The organism is Luteococcus sanguinis (genome assembly GCF_039527675.1).
GTDB lineage: Bacteria > Actinomycetota > Actinomycetes > Propionibacteriales > Propionibacteriaceae > Luteococcus > Luteococcus sanguinis.
On sequence record NZ_BAAAKI010000001.1, the window covers coordinates 17,226 to 19,944 of the forward strand.

The 2,719-nt window shown below is 69.8% G+C and carries 4 protein-coding genes; 1 reads left to right on the plus strand and 3 read right to left on the minus strand.

Translation table 11 applies throughout. The features are described from left to right. Nucleotides 1-15: 15 nt before the first annotated feature. A complete protein-coding gene (locus ABD089_RS00090; protein WP_343884110.1) occupies nucleotides 16-744 on the minus strand; it encodes an EcsC family protein in 729 nt (242 codons plus the stop codon). Between the two features lie 156 nt (nucleotides 745-900). Further along, nucleotides 901-1,194, minus strand: coding sequence for a hypothetical protein (locus ABD089_RS00095; protein ID WP_343884111.1), 294 nt, complete (start codon nucleotides 1,192-1,194; stop codon nucleotides 901-903). Nucleotides 1,195-1,288: 94 nt separating this feature from the next. Here ABD089_RS00095 and ABD089_RS00100 point away from each other — a divergent pair, with 94 nt between their 5' ends. Further along, nucleotides 1,289-2,275: an FAD:protein FMN transferase gene (locus ABD089_RS00100; protein WP_343884112.1), complete on the plus strand. Its 987-nt coding sequence runs from the start codon at nucleotides 1,289-1,291 to the stop codon at nucleotides 2,273-2,275. Here the strand turns inward: ABD089_RS00100 and ABD089_RS00105 are convergent. After that, a partial coding sequence (locus ABD089_RS00105) for a DUF2271 domain-containing protein (protein ID WP_343884113.1) occupies nucleotides 2,276-2,719 on the minus strand: 444 nt, incomplete at its 5' end.

Below are 2,719 nucleotides of genomic sequence, written 5' to 3' on the forward strand. Positions count from 1 at the left end.
GTGTGCGCAGCAGCGTCAGAGGGCGTTGGCCTCGGCGGCTGCCGCCGCCGGGAACTCCTTCTGGGCCTGCTCGCCGATCTTGTTCATCATGTAGCCGTCCAGCGCAGCACCGATGCCGCCGCCGGCAAGCGGGATGCCGCGACCGAGACGGGCCAGCGTGCCCTCGCCGACGCTGCGCAGCAGGCGGAAGCCGATGGCCTTGTTGACCATCATCATCGCGGACTTGGGCAGGCGACGCAGGGCGATGGAGGCGACCCGACCACTGCCGGTGGTCATGCCGGCGCGGCCCAGGATGTCGTCCGCGTTGGCGCCGCTCATGGTGAGCAGCATCGCGGTGCGGATGTTCTGCCGGGAGATGTCATAGCCACGCAGGTGCGCGATGCCCGCGACCATACGCGTGGCCTGGACGTAGAACTCGAGGACGTTCGCCGGGATGGCGACCGGCATCGTGACGAAGCCGCCGACGGAGGTGGCGAAACCACCAGCAGCGCCGCCGACGACGTGCTTGCGGACCAGCTTGTCGATGGCCTCCTCGACGTTGCCGTCAGCATCCTTCAGCGCGGCTTCGGCGACCTTCACGGCCGAGTCGTAGGGACCCTTGCCGTCGATGCCGATGCTCAACACCTGCTCCACCAAGCGGCCGATGGCACCCTGGTCTGCGCCGGGGTCGTTGGCCTCGTCGAGCGCCCGGCGGGTGACCTGGACGTCCTGCTGGTGCTGCTTGAACATGTCAAGGATTCCCATGGGGGTGCCTCTCCTGGTGCGGGGGACCACGCGTTCGCGGTCACGACACTGTCAACGGTAGCGAGTGCGCTCGTGCGGACACGAGGTACGGGCCGTGGTGTCAGCGCATGGCAGAACGGCGCCCCGCCGTGCAGGCGGCACACCAAGCTGGATGCCTCAGTTGCGCTCGATCTGGATGCCGCGAGCCTCGAGCTCCTCGCGGTAGGCCGCCCGCACCGCGCGGGAGCTGCGCGAGGGAAGGCCGATGCCCCAACCGAGCAGCAGACCGCCGAGGGCGCCGATGCCGGCGGTCATGACGATCATCTGCCACGGATCCTTGACACCGGTGTTGTAGGCGCGGACGGCGGACATCAGACGGCCGATGTCGACCCAGACGCGGCCGAGGAGGACACCAGCACCGATCAGGGCAGCGAGGCCGAGCAGGACGAAAAGCCACTTGAGAAACTTCATGGCACCACGCTAACGGCACAGGGGGCCTCGACGGGCTGCCAATCGCTCACAGCGGACCCATGGAATTATCCAGCCCGACTGGGACACTTGCCCCGTGCCACAGATCCCGCCGCCCCTGCCCGACCAGCCCGTGGGACCCCTCGTCCCGGGACTGCCGGACGGCATCGCGGATGCCACCTTCCAGCCCGTGATGGGCACCGACCTGCGCATCCAGGTCTGGGGTACCGATGACCAGACGGCTGAGCAGGCGCAGGGTGTGGCGCTGGCCGAGGTGCAGCGGCTCAGTGCCGTCTTCACGACCTGGGACGAGTCCTCCGCGCTCTGCCAATGGCGCCGTGGAGAACTTGAGGACGGTGACGTGCGGTTCCCGCCGGAACTGCGCCAGGTGCTCGCAGAAGCCGCCGGCTGGTTTGCCGCGGGCGACGGCGCCTACCACCCGGCCTGCGAGGTGCTGCGGGAACGCTGGCTGCGCGCCGAACGGGAGGACGTCGTCCCCGATCGGGCGGAGATGGCCGAACTGGCGTCCTCCATCAGAGACCTGCCCTGGCGGGTCGACGACGGACGCATCGTCCGCGTCGGGGATTGCGCCGGGGCGGACCTGAATGCCTTCGTGAAGGGCTGGATCGTCGACCGCGGACTCGAGCTGGCCGCTGACCTGCCGGGCGTACGGCGGGTGGCGCTCAATGCTGGCGGCGACCTGCGCCACCACGGCGAGGGCGACTGGGGCGTCGGCATCGAGGACCCGCTGCGGCCTTCCGACAACCGTGCCAACCGGCTGGCCACCATCCGGGTGCGCAACCGTGCGGTCGCCACCAGCGGCTTGGCGCGCCGGGGTTTCCGGGTGGCCGGCCAGTGGTTCGGGCACGTCGTGGACCCGCGGACGGGCTGGCCGGTGACCCACCTGGCGCAGGCCACCGTCCTGGCGCCGGACGCCGCGACCGCGGACGTGCTGGCCACCATCTGTGGCGTCCCGGCACCGGATGAGGCGTTGGACTGGCTGGCGGCTGCCAGCGACGAGTACGACGCCCTGCTCGTGACGAGCGAGGGCGTCGTGCTGCGCAGCGCGGGCTTTCCTGGGTGATCAGACGGTGTACTTGACGCTCGCCGCCGTCAGGTCGCCGTCCGAACCGAGGTCGGCCTGGGTGGCGGCGGAGGCAAGGTCGACGTCGGCCGAGACATAGGAGTAGTTGCCGTGCTCGACGGCGGACTCCACGCAGAAGGTGTAGGTGCCGGCGGCGACCTTCGAGCCGGTGGAGTCGGTGCCGTCCCAGCTGGCGGTGTAGGTGCCGGCGGGCTTGGTGCCCTCGGTCGTGGTGTCGGACCCGCCAGAGACCTGGTACCACTTCGTCAGCTCGTTCAGCCAACGGTCCTGGCCGCCCGAGAGGTGGCAGAGCATCAGCGTCTTCACCAGTTCACCCTCGGCGTCCTCGACCCAGACCGCGTAGTAGGGGTTCTTGAAGGAGTTGCCGGAGAAGGTGAAGCTCACCTCGGCGGTGCCGGCCAGCGAGCCGCTGGCGGCCGCTGC

What these genes read in the sequence shown, in the direction of transcription:
- ABD089_RS00095 (WP_343884111.1), bottom strand. Translation starts at nt 1,194, where the DNA reads ATGAAGTTTCTCAAGTGGCTTTTCGTCCTGCTCGGCCTCGCTGCCCTG.
- ABD089_RS00090 (WP_343884110.1), bottom strand. Translation starts at nt 744, where the DNA reads ATGGGAATCCTTGACATGTTCAAGCAGCACCAGCAGGACGTCCAGGTC.